The organism is Glaciihabitans tibetensis (assembly GCF_003003265.1).
Classification (GTDB): Bacteria; Actinomycetota; Actinomycetes; order Actinomycetales; family Microbacteriaceae; genus Glaciihabitans; species Glaciihabitans tibetensis.
The window spans coordinates 239570-261554 of record NZ_PVTL01000005.1; the positions used below are offsets into that span (position 1 = coordinate 239570).

Below are 21985 nucleotides of genomic sequence, written 5' to 3' on the forward strand. Positions count from 1 at the left end.
CCCGTCCTCACCTGCCCGTCCTCACCTGCCCGTGAGGTAGACCCGGGCGCGGTTGAGATCGTAGGCGGGTGCATCCCACAGGCCCGCGATGGCGTCCGCGAGCGTCGTGACGGAAGTGGCGCCGTCGCCGTCGCCGATGCTGCGCACCACGAACCGCACTGCCGCTGCCGTGTTTGCCTTCGCCCAGCCGGACCCGATCGCAGCCACCCAGGCTTCGGCCGCCGTTTTCGCGGTGGCGTAGTTCGCGTTCGACCAGGTGGGTGAGTCGACCGCGGTGGCACTGACCACGGCGAGCCGCCCGGCCGGGGAGGCCGTAAGATCGTCGCGAAATGCCAGTGTCGTGTTGCGCAGCGTGGTGACCAGCTGGCGTTCCAGCCAGAGCCACCCCTCCTCGTCCTGCCCGGCACGCCAACCGCCGACGAGGTGTACGAGACCATCCGGTGCTCCTACTTCTGAGCGGATCTGGTTTGCCAGCGCGTGCACGTCTTCTGCCCGCGACAGGTCGCAGACGTAGTGGGCGGCGGCCGCGACATCCCGCAATCGATCCGCGTTGGACCCCACAGCAACCACGCGCTCGCCGCGTGCACTCAGCGCTGACGCTGCCGCCCGGCCCGCCGCACTCGAAGCGCCAGCGATCACCACAATGCGCCCGATCATCCGCGCACCCCGGTGATCCCCGCGGTCGACTCGATTACCGGTGACATCTTCTTGTGCAGGGCTTCGTAAAACATCGAGAGCGGAAACTCGTCGTCCATCACGGCGTCCGTGAGCCCTCGAGGCGGACCTTCGAGCGGGATGTCGCGCACAGCCCACCGTGATGCGGGGTGCGGGGTGAGCGTTTCGGAGACGAGATCGTAGGCGGCGAGCCAATGCGCCGCCTTCGGGCGGTCGATGGAGCGCCAATAGAGGTCGTCGATCCGCTGCCCGAGCGCGAGCACCGCGTCTGGCACGCCGTCCCAGTCGATGGTGAGCTGGGTGTCGGTCCAGTGGAGTACGTGGTGCTGGTGCAGCCACGCGAACAGCAACTGGCCGCCGAGGCCGTCATAGTTGCGCACGCGGGTTCCAGTGATGGCGAACCGAAAGATGCGGTCGAAGATCACTGCGTACTGCACGAGGATGGCGCGGTCGCGGGTGACCTCGTCCGTGGCATCCGCTCTCTGCAGCCTGACGGCCTCGCGGAACGCGGTGAGGTCGCAGCGCAACTCCTCGAGTGAGTAAAGAAAGTACGGCATGCGCTGCTTGATCATGAAGGGGTCGAACGGCAGGTCTCCGCGCATGTGGGTGCGGTCGTGAATGAGGTCCCACATTACGAAGGTCTCCTCAGCGAGTGCCTGGTCTTCGAGTAACCGTGCTGCCGCCGCAGGCAATTCGAGACGCGTAATTGCGGATGCCTCGCGGAGCACTCGCCGGAAGCGCGCAGCCTCGCGGTCAGCGAAGATGGCGCCCCAGGTGAAGGTGGGTATCGCGCGCATTGCGACGCTCTCGGGAAACAGAACCGCCGAGTTGGTGTTGTAACCGTCGGTGAAATCGAGGAACCGGATCGGTACGAACAGTGCGTTTGAGTAGTCGCCGGCCTCGAGCTCGCCAACGAAGTCGGGCCAGATCACCTCGACCAAGACCGCCTCGACGAGCCGGTCGGTGCTGCCGTTCTGCGTGTACATCGGGAAGATCACGAGATGGCGCAGCCCGTCGACCCGATTCTGCTGGGGTTGAAAAGCGAGTAGGGCGTCGAGGAAGTCCGGCACCCCGAATCCGGTGCCGGCCCAGCGCCCGAAGTCGGCGGCGGCGGCGAGCAAGTAGGCACTGTCGTGGGGAAACACCCGTGCGAAGGCCGCCAGCCGCGTCGCGATGTTCTCGCAGTGGCGCCGAGCATCGGAATGTTGCGCGGCGTCGGGGATGCTCCCATCGTGGGCTTGAAGCCTGCGGATGCCATCGGCTGCGCCCTTCAGTCCAAGCCAAAGCTCGCTGGTGGCTACGTTCATGGCGTTCGCGGCTGCGTCCTCGACCACTTCAGGCTCTCCAACGATGGTCTGGGGCGTCGTGAGTGCGGTCATGGCGAGCCTTCCGTCTGCTGGGACCACGCGAAGCGGCGTGTTAAGCCAGCTTATTGACGGAAAGTCACCAGTTGTTTGCGTTTCGCGCGGGTTTGTTGCGTTGAGTGCCGTTCGTGCGCGGGATTGTGGAAACAGCACGGTCATACTGATGATCCGGTGACGGTGCGGCTCCGCCCGCGGAGGCGGTCGGACCATAACGTCAATCCCGCTACTCGTACCGCAGCGACTCGATGGGATCCTGGCGTGCGGCGCGGAGGGCGGGGATGGTTCCCGCAATGAATGCAATCGCCATCACGGCCACCACAATCACCGCTGTAGAAACCGGGTCGAACGCCACGAGAGTCAAACCCGGGAGATCCGCGAGGAGGCCGCCTGCGAGCAGCGTGTTGATGCCGAGACCGGCAAGCATTGCGGCACCGATTCCGACCGCGCTGCCGAGAAAGCCGATGAAGATTGCCTCAAAGCTGAACAGAGCAAATATCTTGCTCCCCGCCATTCCCATTGCCTTCATCAGGCCGATCTCGCGGGTACGTTCCTGCACCGACATCAGCAGAGTATTGACGATGCCGAAACCTGCCGCGAACAGGGCAATGATTGCGAATCCGTTGAGAACAAGCACGATCGCATCGATCACCGTGCGGAAAGAACCGATTTGGTCGCTGACCGTTGTGCCGGAGTATCCGAGGTCGGTGAGGTCAGATTTGAGCGCGTTGATCTCGGTCTCGGTGGCATTTTCGTCGAACCGAACGGTGGCGGCTGCGTAGCTGTCCGCCTGCGCTTCAGTGAGTCCCGCGCTCTGCACGGAATAGAGTTCCTGAGTCAGCGCCTCGTTGGGAATCACCGAGGCGCTGCCCACGAGCGGAGCCTCGGCAATACCTACAACGGTCGCGGTGACCGTGCTCGAAACGCCCGACGCGCTGGTGAGGCCGATGATGATGGATGTCCCGATCGCGGTGTCATTTCCGGCGTAGCCGAGCGGCTCAACAAAGGACACCGGCAGTGCGACTTCGTAGTCGGTGGCCGTCATATCGGGCGCAACGCCCGCGGCGAGGTCGATGCTCATTCCCGGAATAAAGCTTCCGATAGCAGCTTGGTACTGGGATCCATCGCCGTACTGCACATAGTCGGCGGTCACGCTGATCGCGGGGTCGACGCTGAGGACTCCGTCGACATCCGCCAGCGCGGCGATGTCGCTGGGCGTCAGTGCAATAGAGGAAGGGCCCATTCCGCCACCCACGACCGTCGCACCCGGGTCGTACTCCTCAGGCCCAGAGCTCGCGAGGGGGTTGCTGTCTTCCGCAGGGATGGTGACGGTCATGACGTCACTCGCCCCGATGGCGGAGACTGTGCTGTCGATGTAGTTGTTGATGCCCGTGCCGACGGCTGTGGTGAGTGTGAGGGTGAACGCACCGATGAAGATTGCGATCACGGTGAGGAGCGTGCGGGTCTTGCTGCGGAGGCTGTTTCCGACGGCCGAGCGGATCAGGTCGAAAGCGTTCATGCGAGGGCTTCTTTCTGGATTGTCGGGGTCAGGCTGTCGACGACCAGGCCGTCGCGCACGTAGATGCGGCGGTCACAACGTGCGGCGAGATCCTCATCGTGGGTGACGATGATGAGGGTTATGCCGTGTGTGCGGTTGAGGTCGAACAGGATGTCCTCGACGACCTTGCCTGTGGCCGAATCGAGGTTTCCGGTGGGCTCGTCGGCAAAGATGACGCTGGGGTTGTTGACCAGCGCTCGCGCGATGACCGCCCGCTGCTTCTGTCCGCCGGACAGGTCTGTGGCCCTGTTTTTGGCCTTGTCTGCGAGTTCGAGCTGGGCGAGCGCGGCCATTCCACGGCGCTTTCGTTCCGCACCTCGCACGCCGGCAATGCGCAGGGGAAGGGTTACGTTTTCCAGCACGGTTGTGCCAGGTGTCAGGAAGAACTGCTGGAAGACGAAGCCGAATGTCGCGTTCCTCGTTTTGTTGAGGACGGCGCCATTGAGGGCGGCTGCATCCCGGCCGCTGAGCTCGATCGCGCCGATTGTTGGCTTATCGAGCAGGGCGAGCAGGTGCATCAGGGTGGACTTGCCCGACCCGCTCTTGCCCACGATGGCGACTGATTCCCCTTCGTGGACGTCGAGCGACACGCCCTTGAGGGCATCGAACCGGGTGGCGCCTTGTCCATACGATTTGTGGACATCTCGGGCTGCGAGCACTGGGACGGGCATTGCGTCTCCTTAAGGGTCGGGTGCTGTGTGGTCAGTGCAGCGGCGGCAGTTGCTGCACTTGCTGCAGTGGTGGATTCGGTGGCTGGCGGGTGTGAGATCAATGCTTCCCGCCTCGATCTCGTGTGTCGTCAACCCTTCGTGGCAACCTGGAGCTACCGCCGCCGGACCACAACCGGCGGCTCCGACCGTGCACGTACCACGACCGCGGTACTGCAGCGGCCCGCGCTGGGAGGACGATCCTGATGCCCGCGGTTGGCAGAATGGTCCTGCTGCTTCAGGAACTGAGGCCAGACGAGCTGACCCGGGAGGTGTCGTGACACGCACCTCGGCCAAGCCATTCCGAATTCTCCATCCGCCGAAGTGGTTTCTGGATGTCGCGGTGTTGCTCTTTCTCGGCCTCCCCGCCCTGCTCCCGATGGGAATGGGCAATCCAGCGTGGACGGATGTCGGATCCGCCGTGACGGTGGGCGGGGCGCTCGGCGCGGTGTTGCTGCGACGCCGTTATCCGAGGCTCGCGGCATCCACCGTATTCGCGTTTTCGTTTGTCGGTGTCGCCGTCGGAGGGCCGGTCGTGCCCTACATCCTGGCCACGCTGGTCAGTGTTTTTGCGGTCGGCAACCTCACAAGCAGGCGGTGGACGCTGGTCCTGGCGCTCGTGGGCGCGACGGTTCTGTCCGCAGCGAACCTGCTGTTTCTGGATACGCCGTTTCAGGATCTGCGCGCGACGCTGCAGGTATTCGCGTTCGTGGGGTTCGCGGCCGCCGCGGGTGACGCCAGCCGATCGCGGCGAGAGTTCATTTCCGCCATTACCGAGCGGGCCCGCCGGGCCGAGGAGACCAAGGAGTCGGAGGCGCGGCGTCGAGTGGCCGAGGAACGGATTCGCATCGCGCGCGACCTGCACGACGTGCTGGCTCACCAAATCGCCGTCATCAACCTGCACGCCGGCGTCGCATCTCAGGCGCTTCCCGCGCGCCCCGAAGACGCTGAGCGCTCTCTGGCCACGATCCGCCGGGCAGCGCGCGGGGTCCTCGGGGAGATCGGCAGCCTGCTGAACGTGCTCCGTTCCTCCGATATAGAGGAAGACGCGGCCGGCTCCCTCGGCCCCGCACCGGGCCTTGCCCAACTGGATACGTTGGTCGACAGCTTTCGTGCGAGCGGCCTGCAGCTCGAAGTGCGGGTCGTTGGCACGCCGGTTGTTGCCGAGGGGGCATCCGATGTCGTCGGCTTCCGGATTCTCCAGGAGGCGCTCACCAACGCGCACAAACACGGCGCCGACCAATCGGCACTTCTGCATCTCGAGTACCTGCCGGGAGAGGTCGCAATCACCGTCACCAACACGGTGGGTCCCGACACGTCATCTCACTCGCTACGTCGGCCCGCCAGCATCCCCCTCGCCTCGACGACAGGCGACGAAAGTAGCGGGTTCGGGCTGACAGGGGTGCGTGAGCGGGTGGCGTCTGTCGGGGGGAGGATGGAGACCGCGTCCGGCCCGGGTCCGGTGTTCCGTTTCACCGCATGGCTACCGTTCGGCAACCACGCCCATGACCCGGGGAAGGGCTAGCCTCGGGACTGCCTGGACCGAGACTGCCTGGACCGAGACTGCCTAGACCGGAACTGGCTAGCCTCCGGCCTGGCGGGCTGCGACTGGCTCTGAGCCGTGTGTTCCTCCTCGGGTGAGCTTGCCTCCGACGGCAAGCGTCATCCGCTTGGGGGCGAAGCGGACGGCGAGTGCCGTGATGCGGTTGCGCAGGCCGACGGTGACGGTTGGCCCTGCATTGTCGCGATCCAGGTGAGCGAAGGCGACCCGCATCACATCGCCGACAGTCGCGACAGAGCCCACGGCAAATGCGTCGGAACCCGCGGCGTCAAAGAACTCGGTAGCGGTCGGCCCGGGGCACAGCGCGAGGACCTTCAGCCCGGTGCCCCGTTGTTCCTGCCAGATGGCCTCAGTGAGCGAGGTGAGGTACGCCTTCGTGGCTCCGTAGACGGCGATACCGGGAAGCGGCTGATGGGAGGCGTTGCTCGACACGTTGACCAGTGCGCCTCCGGGAGCCGCGGTGAGCGCGGGAAGCAGCAATCGGGTTAGCAGGGTCGGCGTCAGGCAATTCACCACTATCTCGTCGGCGATCCGCCGCGCGTCCTCGTTTTCGAAGGCGCCGGCGGTGCCGAAACCTGCGCAGTTTACGAGCACCCGCACCGGCACGCTGGTGTCGGCGATCATGGCGGCCAGGCGATGGGCGGATTCTGGGTCAGAGAGATCCGCGGGCAGCACGAACACCCGGGTGCCGTTCGCTTCGAGTTCGCGTGCCAGGTCGTCGAGTCGGTCGCGGCGCCGGGCGATCAACGCGACGTCGTAGCCGCGGTGCGCCCAGCGGCGGGCAAACTCGGCACCGAGGCCCGAGCTGGCGCCCGTAATGACTGCTAACGCGCCGACACCGGTCGTGTTCTCGATTCTCATGGCTCCCCAGGCTGCTGGTGCTGCGCACCAGGTTTTGTACGCCGCACTGCACATCGTAGGGCCTGCCGCGGCCGCTCGTCGAAGGAACCTGAAGCTTTCTGGTTCAAATGATCCACGCATGCGGGTGGAACCTGCCGGACCAGCCACGTTTGAATGACAGGAAACTTCTCTGTGTAAACATCATGTTTCGATCGCGTCTTGTTGGGCGATCATCTTGTAGCGTGTGCGCCTAGATCATATGAACCATCAACGGAGTTCTGCACCATCGGACACAGGGGAAACGACGATGACAAGATCCAGACGCTGGAAAGCTCGAGCCGCTCTTGCGGCCCTGGTCGCACTGACTCTTTTAGGCTCTGCGACGGCGACATCAGCCGCCGTCCCAACGCCGGCCTATGAGCTCGATGGCGGGTGCTACTCGATGCGGGTGGCGAACCAGGGGGCCTCTCCGATCGCCGCCAGCTACGTTGCGCAGAACAGTCTCGGCTACGGAACCGCAGCCACGATCGCGAGCGCGAAGCCGTTCCGCTTCGAGGCAACCCAGCTTGGTCGATACACGATCACCGACTCCGATGGAAAACTGCTCTACATGGCCGTGATCAACCAGGTGCTCGGCGGTACCGAGCACGGTGCCCGCGCCGATTGGACTGTCACCAAGGACTCTGCTGGCTACCACGTGGCGAACACCGAAACCGGGCAGGCGCTCGGCAGCTGGTCAGGACTCCTCGCCGTCGCGCCATCCACGATTCAGCTCGCACCGTCGACCGGGTGCTTCACCCCGCCCGGCGTCACCGTGGGGGCGACCGGTGCCTCCGCGCCGGCGGTTGACTCGGCCGGCAACCTCGTCGGGTTGATTGACGCCCACGCCCACATAACCGCGGCGGAGGCTTTCGGCGGCCAGATGCACTGCGGCTCCTCGTTTGCCGAGGGCGGTCCGTCCGTAGCCCTCGCGGGATGCGCCTCGCACGGCACGCTCGCTCCAGGAGCCCTCTTCGAGGCGCTCATCGGCGGCACCGACCCCCTCGACTCGTCAGAAGACGGATGGCCGACCTTCACCGACTGGCCCACCGACAATAGTCTCCTGCACGAGCAGGCCTACTACGTGGGGATCGAGCGCGCCTGGCGCGGCGGACTGCGCGTGATGAACACCCTTCTCGTGGGCAACCGGGTGATCTGCGAGCTTTACCCGAGCAGGGATCACCCCTGCGATGAGATGGGCGAAGTTCTGCTGCAGGCCCAGTACCTGAGCGCTATGGAGGACTACATCGACGCGCAGAACGGAGGGCCGGGACTCGGCTGGTTCCGCATCGCTGAGACACCCGAACAGGTCAGGACGATCGCCGCGCAGGGAAAACTGGCGGTGACCATCGGCGTGGAGAACTCAGAATTGTTTGGTTGCCGCGAGATCAGCGGTGTACCCCAGTGCAGCGAAGATGACATCGACGACGGCCTCGACCAATTGCAAGCACTCGGCGTCAGTGGTCTCTACCCGGTGCACAAATTCGACAACGCGTTCGGTGGAACCCGATTCGACGCCGGGGTGACCGGCGCCGCAATCAACGTCGGCAACTACATCAGCACCGGTCACTGGTGGCGTGCGGCAAGCTGCACCGGCCCCGCTGACAATGAACAGCCGATAACAAACGACGGGATCGCAAACTTCCTCGCAGGGGGAGTGGCAGGCGCTCCCGCTGGCACGGTGCTGCCCGTGTACCCGACCGGACCGATCTGCAACACTCAGGGTCTCACCGCGCTTGGCGTACACCTGATCGAGGAGATGATGGACCGGGGCATGATCATCCACATTGATCACATGGGCGTAAAGACAGCAAAGGCCGTGCTCGACATGGCCGAGGCCGTGGACTACGCGGGAGTCGCCTCGGTGCACACCTGGGCTGACCGCGCCCTGGTCAACCGGGTTATCGGGCTCGGCGGCTTCGTTGCCAGCTACGCCTACGCCGCAGCAGACGCTGGAAATGGGGAACCAGACTTCGTCAGCGAATGGCGCGCCAACAACGCTCTGCCGAACGGCTCGCAGATCACGGGCTACGGATACGGGTCCGACGTGAACGGTCTCGCCCCGCAAGCGCCCGCCCGCCTCAACGCAGCGGCATCGCCGCTGAAGTATCCGTTCACGGCTCCAAACGGTGTGGTCTTTCAGAAGCAGTCCTATGGCAGCAAGGTCTATGACCTCAACATCGATGGCGTGGCGCAATACGGGCTCTACGCCGACTGGGTCGCCGACCTCGTGAAGCAGGCCGGAACGGACGGCCCGGCATTGCGCGCTGACCTGATGAGCGGCGCCGAGGCGTACGTCACCATGTGGGAACAGGCCCGGTCGTGAGCGTCGAGGCATCGACCACCGACGGCGCGGAAAAGGCTGCCCCAGCCGTCTCACGTCGCTGGATCGTGGCCTATGTATTGGCGATGGTCGGCGTTGCGGCGGGCTGGTTCGGCCCCATCCAGATTCTGCTTCCTGCCCAGAGCGCCCGTTTTGCCGGTGACGGGGGCAAAGAACTCGCGTTGGCGATGGTCACTGCGTACGGCGCGCTCGTCGCACTGGTCGCGAACCCCCTCTGGGGCGTTGTGTCCGACCGGGTGCCCAGCAGGTGGGGTCGTCGCCGACCGGTGTTCCTTGCCGGCACTGCGGTCGGGGTTGTGGGCTTGGTCGTACTCGGGGTCGCGACGGATGTTGCGTGGATGACCGTTGGGTGGGTGATCGTGCAGCTAGGCCTCAGCGGTCCGCTCGCCGCGCTGGCGGCCATGATCGCGGACGGCGTCCCTGAACGGCAGCGCGGCCTCGTGGGGTCGCTCTTTGGAGTCGCTCAAACCCTCGGAGTTGTTGCAGGAACGGCCGTCGCCGTTCTCGCTGGAGAAGGCAGCATCGGCTACTTCGCACTTGCCATCGCAGTTCCCGCGCTGGGTGTCGCTCTGATGCTCCAAGCCGAGGCACCAACTCCGCCGCGGCCGCCGGGCGCTCTGGCCGCAGGTTTCGCGCGCGGACTGCGGCCCAGCCGTGATTTTGTGTGGGCCTGGATCGTGAGGCTGCTGCTCAACCTCGTCAACGCCCTCGTGATTCTCTACCTGTACTACTTCCTCGCCGACGGCGTCGGCGTCGACGAGCCCGGAACCTGGGTGCTTATTTTGACGCTCGTGAATGTGCTCGTCGCCGCAACTGTCGCGAGTGTCGGCGGCGTGCTGTCCGATCGCTGGCAGCGGCGCCGGGCGTTCGTCGTGGTCGGCGCGGTCGTGCTCGCCGGCGGTTCCATCGTGATGGCGCTAGTACCCAACACGACCGCCGTGCTCGTGGCCACCGTGCTCATCGGCGTTGGCTGGGGAGCTTACGTGTCTGTGGACATGGCGATCATGACGCAGGTATTGCCGGCTGAGGGCACCCGCGCCACCATGCTCGGTGTCGCCAACGTGGCCAGCGCCCTCCCGCAGGTTCTCGCGCCCGTCCTCGCGGCTCCGGTCGTCACCATGCTCGGTGGATATCCGAGCCTCTATGGAGCGGTGGCCGTCATCGCTCTTCTCGCCCTCGTCGCCCTGTCGCGAGTGCGCTCGATCACCTAGCCGAACCGCCAGCCTCCAAACCGCGATCCTCGTGACCGCGACGCTTTACCGCGACCATCTCCACCACGAAAGGCCCCCCGTGAACCACCTTCCCCTCCTGCCCGCCGGATTCCGTTTTGGCATGTCGACCGCCGCCCACCAGATCGAGGGCGCAGCAGACATTGACGGCAAGGGCGCCAGCATTTGGAACACGTTTGAGAAGCGGCCGGGCACGATCCGGCATGGCGAGAATGCCTCCGTAGCCATCGACCACTATCACCGTGTGGCCGAAGACGTCGCCCACATCGCCGATAGCGGGGCGCACGACTACCGTTTCTCGATCTCCTGGCCGCGGGTCCTGCCAGAAGGCGTCGGTCGCGTCGAACCGCGCGGTCTCGACTTCTACGACTCCCTCGTCGACACGCTGCTCGCACGCGGTGTGCGCCCGGTGCCGACGCTGTACCACTGGGATCTCCCGCAGGCCCTTGAAGACGAAGGCGGGTGGATGTCGCGAGCCACAGCCTCCGCTTTCGCAGACTACGTCGCGGTGGTCGCCGCGCGGCTCGGTGACCGGGTCACCGATTGGATCACCCTCAACGAGATGAACGTGCACACCCTGTATGGCTACGCACTCACGGACCATGCCCCCGCGCGTGGTCTCGGCATGGCCGCCCTGCCTGCGGCGCACCACCAATTGCTCGGGCACGGCCTCGCGGTGCAGGCCTTGCGGTCCGCCGGTGCTACCGCGGTCGGGGTCGCGAGCCAGCACTTTCCGGTGGTCGCGGCATCGCAGGAACACGAAGACCTGGTCGCGGCGGAGACCTTCTCGACGCTCACCAACTGGACGTTCTCCGACCCGCTCCTGCTCGGCCGGTACCCTTCCGATGACATCCTGTCCCTCATGCCGGGCACCAATTCCCAGATTTCCGCCGACCTGGAGATCATCTCCGTACCGCTCGACTTTTACGGCGTCAACTACTACGAACCAACGAGCATCGAGGCCCCGAAAGCGGGCAAAGACTACGCCGGGGTGCTCGAAGTCGACGTACCAGAGGGGATGCCCTTCTCCCCGGTCGCCTACGATGCCGACTGGCGCACCGACTTCGGTTGGGCTGTTGTGCCCGACGCCCTCCGCGACATCCTGATCCAACTGAACGCGCGGTATCCGGCCCTTCCTCCCGTGATCATCACCGAGAACGGGGCCTCATTCCACGACCCGGCGCCCGGAGAAGACGGGGCCGTGCACGATGAGGGACGAGTGCGATTCCTCGACGCGCACCTGCGCGCTGTGGGCGAAGCGATCGAATCTGGCGTTGACGTCCGTGGCTACTACGTGTGGTCGGCCTTCGATAATTATGAATGGGCGGCCGGCTACGACGAACGGTTCGGGCTCGTTCACGTCGACCGCGACACGCTGGAGCGCACCCGCAAGGACTCCTGGCACTGGTACCGCTCGGTGATCGCCGCGCAGCCTTCGCTCGGTGCGCAGCCTTCCGCCGACGCATAGGCACGCGTGCGCGTGGGCGCCCGCGGCAGCCGTGCCCGCTCCCGTGGCAGTCGGGCGCGCTCCCGCGGCGGCCCGGGCGGACTACCGACGCAGCCGGGCGACGAAGTCGGAGGCGAGGCGCGTGAGTCGCCGGTTCATGCCATTGTCGGGCGGGCCGTCGAGAAGGCCGAAGAGGCCGATGCCCTCGACAAGCACGATGAACTCGTCGACCACGTCTGAGTCCGTGACGCCGTCGCCCAGCTCGTCGAGTTCGCGTGCCTCAGCGAGGCAGCCGTAGAGCAATCTGCGAATTTCGTGGTGCGAGCGTCGCCGCGCGTCCGCCAGCAGGGGTCGAGAAAGTGCGGCACTGGCGAACGCGACCGTTACCTGGGCGTCAGCGACGCGTTCCTCGTCAAGCGGAAGGCCGGCGAGCAGCGCCTGCTCCAGCGCGGCCAGACCAAAGAGATCGCCGCCGAGCCGGAACGCGCGCTGCACGATGCGCTCGTAGACCGCCGTCTGTGCGCTCAGGATGATCTCGTCTTTGCCGCCGAAATAGTGAGCCAGAACGCTCAGTGAACAACCCGCTTCTTCGGCGATTGCACGCGTTGTCGTCTGCTCAAGCCCGCGTGCCCGAACGACCCGCCATACCGCCTCCAGTATCTCCGCGCGCCGTTGTCCGTGCTCGACCAGTCTTGGCATATTCACCTCGGCACCAGCGTACGGGAGCCGCCGCTGCCGCCATCGCTGCTGCCATCGATGCCGCCATCGACACAAGCCGGAAGGCATCGGCCGCGACCAGTGCAGCTGGGTAGTGTGGCATCAGCCGTGCTGTTGCACGCATGGATGTCGCTGAGGGAAGAAACCACATGATCACCGTGATGCTCGCCGACGACCAGGCCTTGATCCGCACCGCCGTGGCGGAGCTGGTCTCTCACGAGCCTGGCTTCAGCGTCATTGGGCAAGCAGCCGACGGCAGGGAAGCGGTCGCGATGGCGCGGGAGCTGAGGCCGGACATCGTGCTCATGGATATCCGGATGCCCGTGATGGACGGGATCCAGGCCACAGCGGCAATCTGCGCTGATCCGCAAATGGCGGGCACGCGAGTCGTGATCCTGACGACGTTCGAAGAGGACGAGTTCGTGCTGCAGGCGTTGCGCGCTGGCGCGAGCGGGTTCATCGGCAAGGGAACGGAGGCGGGCGACCTCATGAACGCGATCCATACCGTTCACGCCGGGGATGCACTACTTTCGCCCCGTGCAACCAAGGCGCTGATCGACCGGTATGTCACGCCGGCGAGCAAGTCGGCGATACTCATTCCCGACGAGCTGGCGCTCCTGACCGACCGCGAACGGGAGATTCTGCTGCTGGTCGGCCGAGGGCACTCCAACGCCGCAATCGCCGCCGACCTGGTCATCTCGCCCCAGACGGCCAAAACGCATGTCAACCGCATGATGTCGAAGCTCGGAGCCCACGACCGCGCCCAGCTGGTGATCGCGGCGTATGAGTCCGGGCTCCTCGTGCCCGGTTCGGCGTAGCGGGGCGCCTCAGCAGCAGTCGCACGCCTCCACGTCGCGCTCTCCGGTGAGGGCGGCGACCGGCACAGCACAGGCGTCGCCTCGCCAGGCCTCGAGCCCCTCCTTCACGGCGAAACCGGCAATCACGAGCGCCGCCACCGAATCGGCCCAGGCCCAACCCAGCAGCGTGTTCAGAAGCAGCCCCGCCAGGAGCGCCGCCGACAGGTAGCTGCAGATCAGGGTCTGCTTGGAATCGGCGATGGCCGACGCCGAACCCAACTCCCTTCCGGTCACGCGTTCGAACCAGCTGAGCAGCGGCATGACCGCGAGGCTGACAGCGGCGAGCACGATTCCCACGGGGCTGTGTTCCGGTTCGCGAAGGCCGAACAGCGACAGGGACGCGTCGACACTCACGAAGGCGGCCAGGCCGAAGAACGAGAAAGCGATCACTCGGAGGGCCGCATTTTCACGCTTTTCTGGGTCGGATGTCGCGAACTGCCACGCGACCGCGCCTGCGGAAAGTACCTCGACGATCGAGTCGAGCCCGAACGCAACCAACGCGGACGAAGAGGCGACGGTACCCGCACTCAGCGCGATGATCGCCTCGATGACGTTGTAGCTGATGGTGAGGGCGACGATGATGCGGATGCGCCGCTGCAGCAGCTTCCGGCGGTCGACGCTGAGGGCGCGACGGGGCTCCGCAGGGCGGCCGGGCTCAGCTGGGCGGCCCGCGTCCGCAGCGCGGCCGGAAAGTTCCGCTCTTTCGGTCATGCGCCGGTTCCGCAACACAGGGGGAGGTCGCAGTTCTCGTCCGCGCATTCGGCCCCGTCGTCGATGGCGAGTACCACGTCGACGAGCGCGCTGAGCGCACGAATGAGGTGCGGGTCCGCGATCTCGTAGCGCGTCTGGCGGCCTTCGGGTACCGCAGCCACGATGCCGCAGCCGCGCAGGCAACTCAGGTGGTTCGACACATTCGAGCGGGTGAGGAGCAAATCCCGTGCGATCTCGGCCGGGTATGCGGGTGCATCGAGAAGGCTCATCAGGATGCGCGAGCGGGTCGGGTCCGCCATCGCGCGACCGAGTCGATTCATCACGTCTAGACGGGGTGCGCTGGTCAGCATGCAACGACTGTACAGCGCAGGCTGACCAATTGCGAGACAACTGCTGGCCGAGGTCGGCACGCGCCCGTCACCGCGTGCAGCAGACTGGAGTGATGGGTGGAGTGCTGGTCGGGTTCGGAATCATCGGTGCGGTGATCCTCATCGGCTACATCGTGGGCCGAATCGGAATCCTCGGCGAGCACTCCCGATACGTGCTGAGCCGGTTGGTGTTCTTCGTGCTGTCGCCGTGCCTGCTGTTCACCGTGCTGGCGGAAGCGGACGTGCACACGCTGTTCTCGCGGGTGCTCGCGGTCTCCTCGGTGGCCGCGGTGACTTCCTGCCTGCTGTTTGTGGTCGTCGCGGTCTTTCTGTGGCGCCGGACCCTTGCTGACGTGGTAGTCGGCTCCGCAGCATCCGGATATGTAAATGCCAACAACATCGGTATTCCTGTGGCGGTATATGTGCTCGGTGACGCGTCGCTGTCGGCACCCGTCATCCTGCTGCAGCTTCTCGTTCTGAGCCCCATCATCCTGACACTCCTCGATGTGTCGACGGGCGGCGGCATGTCGCTGAGGCGGATTCTGCTGCAGCCGGTCAAAAATCCGCTCATCATCGGGTCAGCGCTCGGAGTGCTGTTATCCGTCACGGATATCACGCTGCCGGACCCGGTGATGGAGCCGTTTCGCATCGTTGGCGCCGCGTCGGTTCCGTTGGTGCTGATTTCGTTCGGCATGTCCTTACATGGCCAGAAGATCCTGGCCGCGGGCACGAACCGGCGCGATGTGATGCTCGCCTCCACCATAAAACTGGTGATCATGCCGGTGGTTGCCTGGCTGTTTGGGCGGTTTGTCTTCGGCCTCGAGAATGACGAGCTGTTTGGGGTCGTCATGCTCGCTGCCCTGCCGAGCGCGCAGAACGTGCTGAATTTCGCCCAGCGTTACGAGCGCTCGGAGACCCTCGCTCGAGACGCCGTGCTCATTACGACGGTTGGTTCGATCCCCGCACTCGTGGTCGTCGCGCTGTTGCTCAGCTGACCTGACACGGCGGCCGGCTAGAAGCGCGCCGCGAAAGGCGCGCAGCGAGAAGCGCGCAGCGAGAAGCGGGCCGGCTAGAAGATCATGGGACGGTCGTCGTCGTCCTCGGACTCGAGATCCAGGTCGACGACCACCGGAACGTGGTCACTCGGGGCGTCGCCCTTGCGCTCGTTGCGGTCGATGTGGCCGCCGGCGACGAGGTCGTCGAACGCGCGCGAGCCGAGGATGAAGTCGATGTGCATTCCCTCGTTACGGGGAAAACGCAGCTGCTGGTAGTCCCAATAGGTGTACCCCTCGATGCCGCGCGAGCGCAGCGCATCGGTGAGACCGGCATCGAGCAGCGCCGTGAACGCGTCACGTTCGGGCTGACTGACGTGGGTTTTTCCTTCAAACAGGCGGATGTCCCAGACGTCAGTGTCGAGGGGTGCGATGTTGAAGTCGCCCATGAGGGCCAGGGGCTGGCCGGGGTGCGCAGTGATCCAGCCGCGCGTCTGCGTAGCCAGCTTTTCGAGCCAGGCCAGCTTGTAGTCGTAGTGCGGGTCGCCGAGCTCGCGACCATTGGGAACGTAGAGGCTCCACAGCCGCACGCCCTGCACGGTCACGCCGATTGCCCGCGCCTCGAGCGGCGGCGCGGCGGCTTCGGAGGCAAGTTTGCTGAAGCCCGGCGCTGTGTCAAAACCAATCGTGACGTCTTCCATCGGGATGCGGCTCGCAAATGCGACGCCGTTCCACTGGCTCAGTCCGTGGAGCTCGACGTTGTAGCCGGCGTCGGCAAAGGCTTCGAAGGGAAACTGGTTCGGCTTGCACTTGATTTCCTGCATTCCGAGAACATCGATGTCCTCGCGGACGAGCCAGTCGACGACGCGCCCCACTCGAGTGCGGATGGAGTTGACGTTCCAGGTGGCTACACGCATGGGACCAACGGTAGTGCTCTTTTCTGGGACGGTTGTGTACCCCGAATAGGGCCTCGCGGCATCGCTCGATATTCTGGAAGGCGTGAACACGACCAAGCAGCAGCTGATTGCCCACATCTCCGAGACCGCCGTGTTCCACGGGGACTTCACTCTGACGAGCGGCAAGAAGGCTTCCTACTACATTGACCTGCGCAAGGTGAGTCTCGACTATCGCGTCGCGCCCCTTATCGGGCAGGTCATGGTCGACCTGATTTCGGAGATTCCCGACGTGTACGCGGTGGGTGGCCTCACGATGGGAGCCGACCCGATTGCGGCGGCCGTCCTGCATCAGGGCGTTGCTCTGGGCAAGGGATATCACGCGTTCGTGGTGCGCAAGGAACCGAAGGACCATGGCCGCGGCCGCCAGGTTGAGGGGCCGGAGTTGGAAGGCAAGCGGGTCGTAGTTCTTGAAGACACGTCCACCACGGGCGGGTCGCCCCTCGCGGCGATCGAGGCACTGAAGAAAGTGGGCGCCGAGGTCGTCGGAGTTGCCGTAGTGGTAGATCGCAACACGGGGGCAAAAGAAATCATCGAAGCAGCCGGATATCCGTACTACTACGCGATTGGGTTGAGCGATCTCGGGTTACCCCAGTGAGTGACACCTTCGACCCCGCGGACACCCCGCAGCAGCCGGCCGCTCCGGCTCCCCTGATGCGTCCGCGTGGCCCGGGCCGTTCCAGCGCCCCGCCGACGACCGCGATCGACATCTCATCCCTGATACGGGCCGGGCGTGCGGACGAGAGCGCGCCGGGATCTCCCGGTGGGCCTGCCGGTCCCGTTGGGCCCGTGGGGCCCATTGGAACCGTTGGGCCCGTTGGATCGGCGGAGGCAGCGGAGGCAGCGGAGGCAGCAGGAGCAGCTCAGGCGGCAGGAGCGGCGGGAGCTACGCCCGGCGATTCGCGGCCGGCCCCCGCAGTGGATCAGCACGCGTCTGGCGGCGATGACGGATCTTCCGCGGATCAAGAGCACGCCCCGCGCGACTCGGAACCGCGTGCGGATGCAGAACTTCGCGGTGAGGCGGACCCGCGCGACGACGGCCACACGGCCGCGCCAATTTCCGCAACGCACGAACCAGAGCATCAGCAGACGCCCGAACCCGAGCACCAGCAGGAGCCCGAACCTGAGCATCAGCAGGAGCCCGAACCCGAGCACCAGCCGGAGCCAGAGCCCGAGCCAGCACCCGCGCCCAAGCCGCCGACGCCGAGCGGTCCGCCGCCACTGGTTGAGCCGCCCGCTCCCGAGCGCCGACCCTTCACCGCGGAGCTTGCCACCCAAGCAATGTCGATGGACGAGATAGCCGAGGCGAAGTCGGGCTCGGGCAAGGTCAATCCCGCCTGGACGCGATCCGTACCCACGCAGGGCGCTGCGGCGGGCGCTGCTGCGGCCTCCGCCGATTCTTCTGCTGCTGCGGTTTCTTCCCGGGCTGGCGAAGCGGCGGATCAGGCGACGCCGGCGAATCCCGCGGAGATCTCGACCCAGGCCATGTCGCTGTCGGAGGTTGCCGACGCCGAAGAATCGCCGGCCAAGCAGGAATCGCCAGCCAAGCAAGCGCCGCCATCAGAGATGGACACCCTGTTCGCGGGTAGGGGCACCGAGCGACGTCTCCCCGAGTTGCCTGCAGCACCGCCTACGTCCGGTGCCGGCATCCAACGATCCGCCATCCATCCCCCGATGCCTCGCGGGCAGAAGATCCTTCTCGGCATCGTCGGAGGTCTGATCGTCGTGCTTGTTCTTGTCGCAGTTTTCCTCCTCGCCGCACGGCTCGGAGAGCAATCGGTGACTGCGAACGATTCATCCGAGGAGACGGCTGCACCCGCGACCACCTCGGAGCCGGAGTTGGCCTCGGGGCCCGTCGCACCGGGCGAGTACCAGTGGGCCGACCTCCTCGGCGGGGAGTGCGTTCAGCCGTTTGAATCGGCGTGGGCCGAAGAGTTCACCGTGGTCGCCTGCGACGCGGAGCACGCGGCACAGCTGCTCGTGCGGGGAGAGTTGCCGCAGGCTGGTGCGGTTCCGTACCCCGGTGAGGAAGTGCTCGCCGCGGAGGTCGCGGCCCTCTGCAGCGAACCGACCGTGCTGAACTACGGGGCGGCCGGAGTCATGGCAGACATCGAACTCAGCTCGAGCTACCCCGCGAATGCCACGGACTGGGACGCGGGCAACCGCGCCTATTTCTGCTTCGTCGACCGCACGTCTGGCGAAGCGATCCCCGGCGATCTGCGAGTACCGGCCGTCTAATCCTTCACCGGCCGTCCAGGGCCTTACCTCTCAGGCTGCGATCGACGGTAGCCGCTGGGCGTAAAACCGAGAACCTGGCGGAACTCGTTCGCGAGATGGGACTGGTCTGCGTACCCGAGGTCGGCGGCCAACGCCGCGAGATCGGTCTCGGGTTCAGTCCGCAACCGCAGAGCGGCTTCCTGCAGCCGTCGCCGACGGATCAGCGCCGAAGGTGGCAGGCCCACGTAGCGTTTCGCGAGGCGTTGCAGGGTGCGGGATGACACGTCGAGCAGTTCCGCCGCATCCTCGACTCGCAGCACCGAAGAATCACCCCCGATGAGGGCAACCATCCGGTTCGCCAGAAGCGCCTCGTCGGTCGGCGTTGGCGCCCGGTCCTGAAGCCACTGCCCCACGAGCGTTGCGGCCTGTACGCGGCGAACTCCTGGGTCGGCTTTGTCTTCGGTCAGGTCGGCTTCTTCTTCGGTCTGGTCGGATCCCTGTTTGGTCAGGTCGGGTTCTCCTCCGGTCATTCTCTCGTCCACCGCGGCGCGCAGCTCGGGCAGACCGAGCGCAAGAGCGTCGTCGCGGAGACCCTCCGGATCATCCGTGAACGCGGGCACGGCGGCGGGCAGGAGCAGCGCCCCGACAGCCCACCCGCGACCCATCAAGTCGCGATGCCCACGCCGCGTTGTGGGCCCGACGAACGAAGCAATGTTGGGTTCGATCACGAAGTTCGAGGCCGGATACGCGATGACTTCCTGCCGGGAGATGCGCCCGTGCGGAATGTGCCACTCGGGGATCCAGAACCACGCCACGAGGTCTTCGAGCGCTGGCGGCGGAGGCAGGCGGGTGAACGTCGGAAGTGAGGCGGGGTAGAGGATGCCCCCGAGTGAACTGGTCACCACATCAGTCTAGGGACGGGGGAGCACTCATTTGAAGCCTGTGGCGCTTGAAGCCTGTCGCGAATTTACAAGACCGCGGCGGTCCGGTCGGCCTACCGTGATGCCATGACTGAGAACACAGTGACTGAGACGAGCGGAGACACCATGCCCGCGACATCCGCCAACGAACCAAACCGCGCAGCTACGGGGCAGCACACCAACGGTGGAATCCCGCGCGGATTCACGAGCCTGACACCCTTCCTCGCGGTCGTCGGCGCTGGCGACGCAATCGCGTTCTACCGCGACGTCTTCGGCGCGCGGGTCGTTGCGAGCACGGAGATGGGAGGGATCGTGGTGCACGCCGAACTCGACTTCGGGCAGGGCCGGCTGCAGCTTGGCGAGGTGAATCCCGACTTCCACCTGATTGCGGCGCCGGCGGGCGAGGACGATTGCTATTCGATCGGGCTCTATACGCCAGACGCCGATGGCCTGGTGGCGCGGGCCGAGCAGGCGGGCGCCGTCATCCGCGAACCGCTCTCCAACTTTGTCTCCGGCGACCGCTACGCGAGCGTGCGCGATCCGTTCGGGGTGCGCTGGTCGATCATGACCCGCGTGGAGGACATTTCCGAGGAGGAGAGCGCGGCGCGGGTGGAGGAGTGGGCCGCACAGCAGGGGTGACTTGCGCAGCCGGCAGTGACCTGACGGCCTAGAGGTCGCTCTCGACCGGTTCCTTGGCGAGCAGGTCGGCGACAGAGTTGAGAATCTCGTTCGGACGGAACGGGTAGCGATCAATCTCGACCTGGTCGCTGATTCCGGTGAGCACCAGCACGGTGTGCAGGCCGGCCTCGATCCCGGCGATGATGTCGGTGTCCATGCGGTCGCCGATCATGCCGGTGTTCTCCGAGTGGGCGCCGATCTTGTTCATCGCCGAGCGGAACATCATCGGGTTCGGCTTGCCGACGATGTAGGGCTCACGTCCCGTCGCCTTGGTGATGAGCGCCGCGATGGCGCCGGTGGCTGGGAGAGGGCCCTCGGGACTTGGCCCCGTGGCATCCGGGTTGGTCACAATAAATCGCGCGCCCGCGCCGATCAAACGAATCGCCTTGGTGATCGCGTCGAAGGAGTAGTTGCGGGTCTCGCCCACCACCACGAAGTCGGGTGCCGTCTCGGTCATGATGAACCCGGCCTCGTGCATGGCGGTGGTGAGGCCGACTTCGCCGACCACGAACGCCGAGCCGCCCGGCATCTGCGATTTGCAGAAGTCGGCGGTCGCCAGGGCGGAGGTCCAGATGGACTCCTCCGGCACGATCAGGCCGGAGGCACGCAGCCGTGCGCTCAGGTCACGCGGGGTGAAGATCGAGTTGTTGGTGAGCACCAGGTAGGGCTTGCCCTCGTCGCGCCACTGCTGAAGCAGCTCGGAGGCCCCAGGCACAGGGCGGTTTTCGTGCACGAGCACGCCGTCCATGTCGGTCAGCCAGCATTCGATTTCGCTGCGATCACTCATGCGGCAATAGTACCGAGCGGGTGCCTTTCCCCAAGCGCTTAGTCATGATCTCAACAGCATCGGGATTTTGGTCGACCACCACAAACCTGCGGCCGAGTTTCTGGGCCACCGCGCCGGTCGTGCCACTGCCCGCGAAAAAGTCGAGCACCCAGTCGCCCTCGGCGCTCGACGCCTGGATGACGCGGCGGAGGATCCCCTCGGGCTTCTGCGTCGCGTAGCCCGTCTTCTCCTTGCCGGTCGGGGACACAATGGTGTGCCACCAGACATCCGTCGGCAGCTTGCCCAGCGCGACCTTCGCGGGCGTCACGAGACCCGGCGCCATGTAGGGCTCGCGGTCGACCTCGGTGCTGTTGAAGTAATACGTCTTCGGGTTCTTCACGTAGACGAGGATCGTGTCGTGTTTCGACGGCCAGCGGCTCTTCGACCGGGCGCCGTAGTCGTACGCCCAGATGATCTCGTTGAGGAAGTTCTCGCGCCCGAACAGCGCATCGAGAACGACCTTGGCGTAGTGCACCTCGCGCCAGTCGAGGTGCAGGTAGAGCGTGCCGGTGTCGTTCAGCAGCCGCCACGCCTGCTCCAGCCGGGGTTCGAGAAAGTCCCAGTAGTCGGCGAACGCGTCGTCGTAGGAGTAGAGCAGGCCCTTGACGCTCTCGTAGGTGTTGCCGCCGAACCCCACTCGGGTGCCGCTCGCGGAGCGCACGGTCGTCGTGGTCGTTCGCGTCTGGGTGCGCCCGGTGTTGAACGGCGGGTCGATGTAGACGAGCTGGAACGACGCATCGGGAAGCTCGGCGAGTGCCCGCACATTGTCGCCGTGCACGAGCAGGTTGGGGCCGGTGGGGTCCCACCCGAGTTCAGTCATCTTCGAAGATTAACAGTCCGCGCGGCTGTCGCCGTTTTGGTGGGCGGATGTCTCGGGGCCACGTCACGCGGCCCGCGAGTCCTCGCGCCAACGGCACCCCGGCAAGTGCGGGAGAATTGGGAGGTGACTGACGTGCCCGCTACCCATCCCGCCGAGACGGCCGTG

At 65.6% G+C, this 21985-nt stretch carries 21 protein-coding genes; 9 read left to right on the top strand and 12 right to left on the bottom strand.

What is annotated here, in order from left to right; all coding sequences use genetic code 11:
- Positions 1–21: 21 nt before the first annotated feature.
- The 4 genes from B0I08_RS10960 to B0I08_RS10975 form a co-directional block, all read right to left on the bottom strand.
- Positions 22–657 carry an SDR family NAD(P)-dependent oxidoreductase gene (locus B0I08_RS10960; protein WP_106212737.1) on the bottom strand — a complete coding sequence of 212 codons (636 nt, stop codon included), beginning with the start codon at positions 655–657 and terminating at the stop codon, positions 22–24.
- On the bottom strand, positions 654–2054 hold the full coding sequence (locus B0I08_RS10965) for a DUF6421 family protein (protein WP_106212739.1): 1401 nt from the start codon (positions 2052–2054) through the stop codon (positions 654–656). Before B0I08_RS10965 ends, B0I08_RS10960 begins: the two co-directional genes overlap by 4 nt.
- A gap of 208 nt (positions 2055–2262) precedes the next feature.
- The gene (locus tag B0I08_RS10970; protein ID WP_106212741.1) at positions 2263–3555 is read right to left on the bottom strand and encodes an ABC transporter permease; all 1293 of its coding nucleotides are present in this window, start codon (positions 3553–3555) and stop codon (positions 2263–2265) included.
- Positions 3552–4265 carry an ABC transporter ATP-binding protein gene (locus B0I08_RS10975; protein WP_106212743.1) on the bottom strand — a complete coding sequence of 238 codons (714 nt, stop codon included), beginning with the start codon at positions 4263–4265 and terminating at the stop codon, positions 3552–3554. Before B0I08_RS10975 ends, B0I08_RS10970 begins: the two co-directional genes overlap by 4 nt.
- 313 nt (positions 4266–4578) lie before the next feature.
- Here B0I08_RS10975 and B0I08_RS10980 point away from each other — a divergent pair, with 313 nt between their 5' ends.
- Positions 4579–5826: a sensor histidine kinase gene (locus B0I08_RS10980; RefSeq protein WP_181243391.1), complete on the top strand. Its 1248-nt coding sequence runs from the start codon at positions 4579–4581 to the stop codon at positions 5824–5826.
- A gap of 57 nt (positions 5827–5883) precedes the next feature.
- Here B0I08_RS10980 and B0I08_RS10985 read toward each other — a convergent pair whose 3' ends face one another.
- Positions 5884–6723: an SDR family NAD(P)-dependent oxidoreductase gene (locus tag B0I08_RS10985; RefSeq protein ID WP_106212747.1), complete on the bottom strand. Its 840-nt coding sequence runs from the start codon at positions 6721–6723 to the stop codon at positions 5884–5886.
- A gap of 286 nt (positions 6724–7009) precedes the next feature.
- On the opposite strand from B0I08_RS10985, the gene B0I08_RS10990 reads away from it, so the two are divergent.
- From B0I08_RS10990 to B0I08_RS11000, 3 genes are all read left to right on the top strand, one after another.
- Positions 7010–9067: a hypothetical protein gene (locus tag B0I08_RS10990; protein WP_106212749.1), complete on the top strand. Its 2058-nt coding sequence runs from the start codon at positions 7010–7012 to the stop codon at positions 9065–9067.
- Entirely contained in the window at positions 9064–10296 is a 1233-nt protein-coding gene (locus tag B0I08_RS10995) for an MFS transporter (RefSeq protein WP_219905648.1), read from the top strand. Before B0I08_RS10990 ends, B0I08_RS10995 begins: the two co-directional genes overlap by 4 nt.
- A 79-nt stretch (positions 10297–10375) precedes the next feature.
- On the top strand, positions 10376–11782 hold the full coding sequence (locus tag B0I08_RS11000; protein WP_245884756.1) for a GH1 family beta-glucosidase: 1407 nt from the start codon (positions 10376–10378) through the stop codon (positions 11780–11782).
- 81 nt (positions 11783–11863) lie between these two features.
- On the opposite strand, the gene B0I08_RS11005 is transcribed toward B0I08_RS11000, so the two are convergent.
- On the bottom strand, positions 11864–12460 hold the full coding sequence (locus B0I08_RS11005) for a TetR/AcrR family transcriptional regulator (protein WP_106212753.1): 597 nt from the start codon (positions 12458–12460) through the stop codon (positions 11864–11866).
- A 140-nt stretch (positions 12461–12600) separates the two neighbouring features.
- On the opposite strand from B0I08_RS11005, the gene B0I08_RS11010 reads away from it, so the two are divergent.
- Positions 12601–13296 (top strand): response regulator, encoded by a 696-nt coding sequence (locus B0I08_RS11010; RefSeq protein ID WP_342748175.1) that lies wholly within the window; start codon positions 12601–12603, stop codon positions 13294–13296.
- Between the two features lie 9 nt (positions 13297–13305).
- On the opposite strand, the gene B0I08_RS11015 is transcribed toward B0I08_RS11010, so the two are convergent.
- Together B0I08_RS11015 and cmtR are read right to left on the bottom strand one after the other, a co-directional pair.
- Complete coding sequence (locus B0I08_RS11015; RefSeq protein WP_106212757.1) at positions 13306–14046, bottom strand: cation efflux transmembrane domain-containing protein; 741 nt, start codon at positions 14044–14046, stop codon at positions 13306–13308.
- Positions 14043–14396: a Cd(II)/Pb(II)-sensing metalloregulatory transcriptional regulator CmtR gene (cmtR, locus tag B0I08_RS11020; RefSeq protein WP_106212759.1), complete on the bottom strand. Its 354-nt coding sequence runs from the start codon at positions 14394–14396 to the stop codon at positions 14043–14045. Before cmtR ends, B0I08_RS11015 begins: the two co-directional genes overlap by 4 nt.
- Positions 14397–14488: 92 nt before the next feature.
- Here cmtR and B0I08_RS11025 point away from each other — a divergent pair, with 92 nt between their 5' ends.
- Positions 14489–15409: an AEC family transporter gene (locus B0I08_RS11025; protein ID WP_106212761.1), complete on the top strand. Its 921-nt coding sequence runs from the start codon at positions 14489–14491 to the stop codon at positions 15407–15409.
- A 74-nt stretch (positions 15410–15483) separates the two neighbouring features.
- On the opposite strand, the gene B0I08_RS11030 is transcribed toward B0I08_RS11025, so the two are convergent.
- On the bottom strand, positions 15484–16323 hold the full coding sequence (locus tag B0I08_RS11030; protein WP_106212763.1) for an exodeoxyribonuclease III: 840 nt from the start codon (positions 16321–16323) through the stop codon (positions 15484–15486).
- A gap of 82 nt (positions 16324–16405) precedes the next feature.
- Between B0I08_RS11030 and pyrE the strand changes: the two genes are divergently transcribed.
- Positions 16406–16957: an orotate phosphoribosyltransferase gene (gene pyrE, locus B0I08_RS11035; RefSeq protein ID WP_106212765.1), complete on the top strand. Its 552-nt coding sequence runs from the start codon at positions 16406–16408 to the stop codon at positions 16955–16957.
- Positions 16954–18597 carry a hypothetical protein gene (locus tag B0I08_RS11040; protein ID WP_106212767.1) on the top strand — a complete coding sequence of 548 codons (1644 nt, stop codon included), beginning with the start codon at positions 16954–16956 and terminating at the stop codon, positions 18595–18597. The genes pyrE and B0I08_RS11040 overlap by 4 nt, the downstream gene beginning before the upstream one ends.
- Before the next feature lie 23 nt (positions 18598–18620).
- Here the strand turns inward: B0I08_RS11040 and B0I08_RS11045 are convergent, their stop codons facing one another.
- Positions 18621–19478: an AraC family transcriptional regulator gene (locus B0I08_RS11045; protein ID WP_106212769.1), complete on the bottom strand. Its 858-nt coding sequence runs from the start codon at positions 19476–19478 to the stop codon at positions 18621–18623.
- 144 nt (positions 19479–19622) lie between these two features.
- On the opposite strand from B0I08_RS11045, the gene B0I08_RS11050 reads away from it, so the two are divergent.
- Entirely contained in the window at positions 19623–20135 is a 513-nt protein-coding gene (locus B0I08_RS11050) for a VOC family protein (protein WP_106212949.1), read from the top strand.
- A 28-nt stretch (positions 20136–20163) separates the two neighbouring features.
- Here the strand turns inward: B0I08_RS11050 and B0I08_RS11055 are convergent, their stop codons facing one another.
- Positions 20164–20961, bottom strand: a complete 798-nt coding sequence (locus tag B0I08_RS11055) for an HAD-IIA family hydrolase (RefSeq protein ID WP_106212771.1) — start codon at positions 20959–20961, stop codon at positions 20164–20166.
- The gene (locus B0I08_RS11060) at positions 20954–21820 is read right to left on the bottom strand and encodes a DNA-methyltransferase (RefSeq protein ID WP_106212773.1); all 867 of its coding nucleotides are present in this window, start codon (positions 21818–21820) and stop codon (positions 20954–20956) included. The genes B0I08_RS11055 and B0I08_RS11060 overlap by 8 nt, the downstream gene beginning before the upstream one ends.
- Positions 21821–21985: the final 165 nt, after the last annotated feature.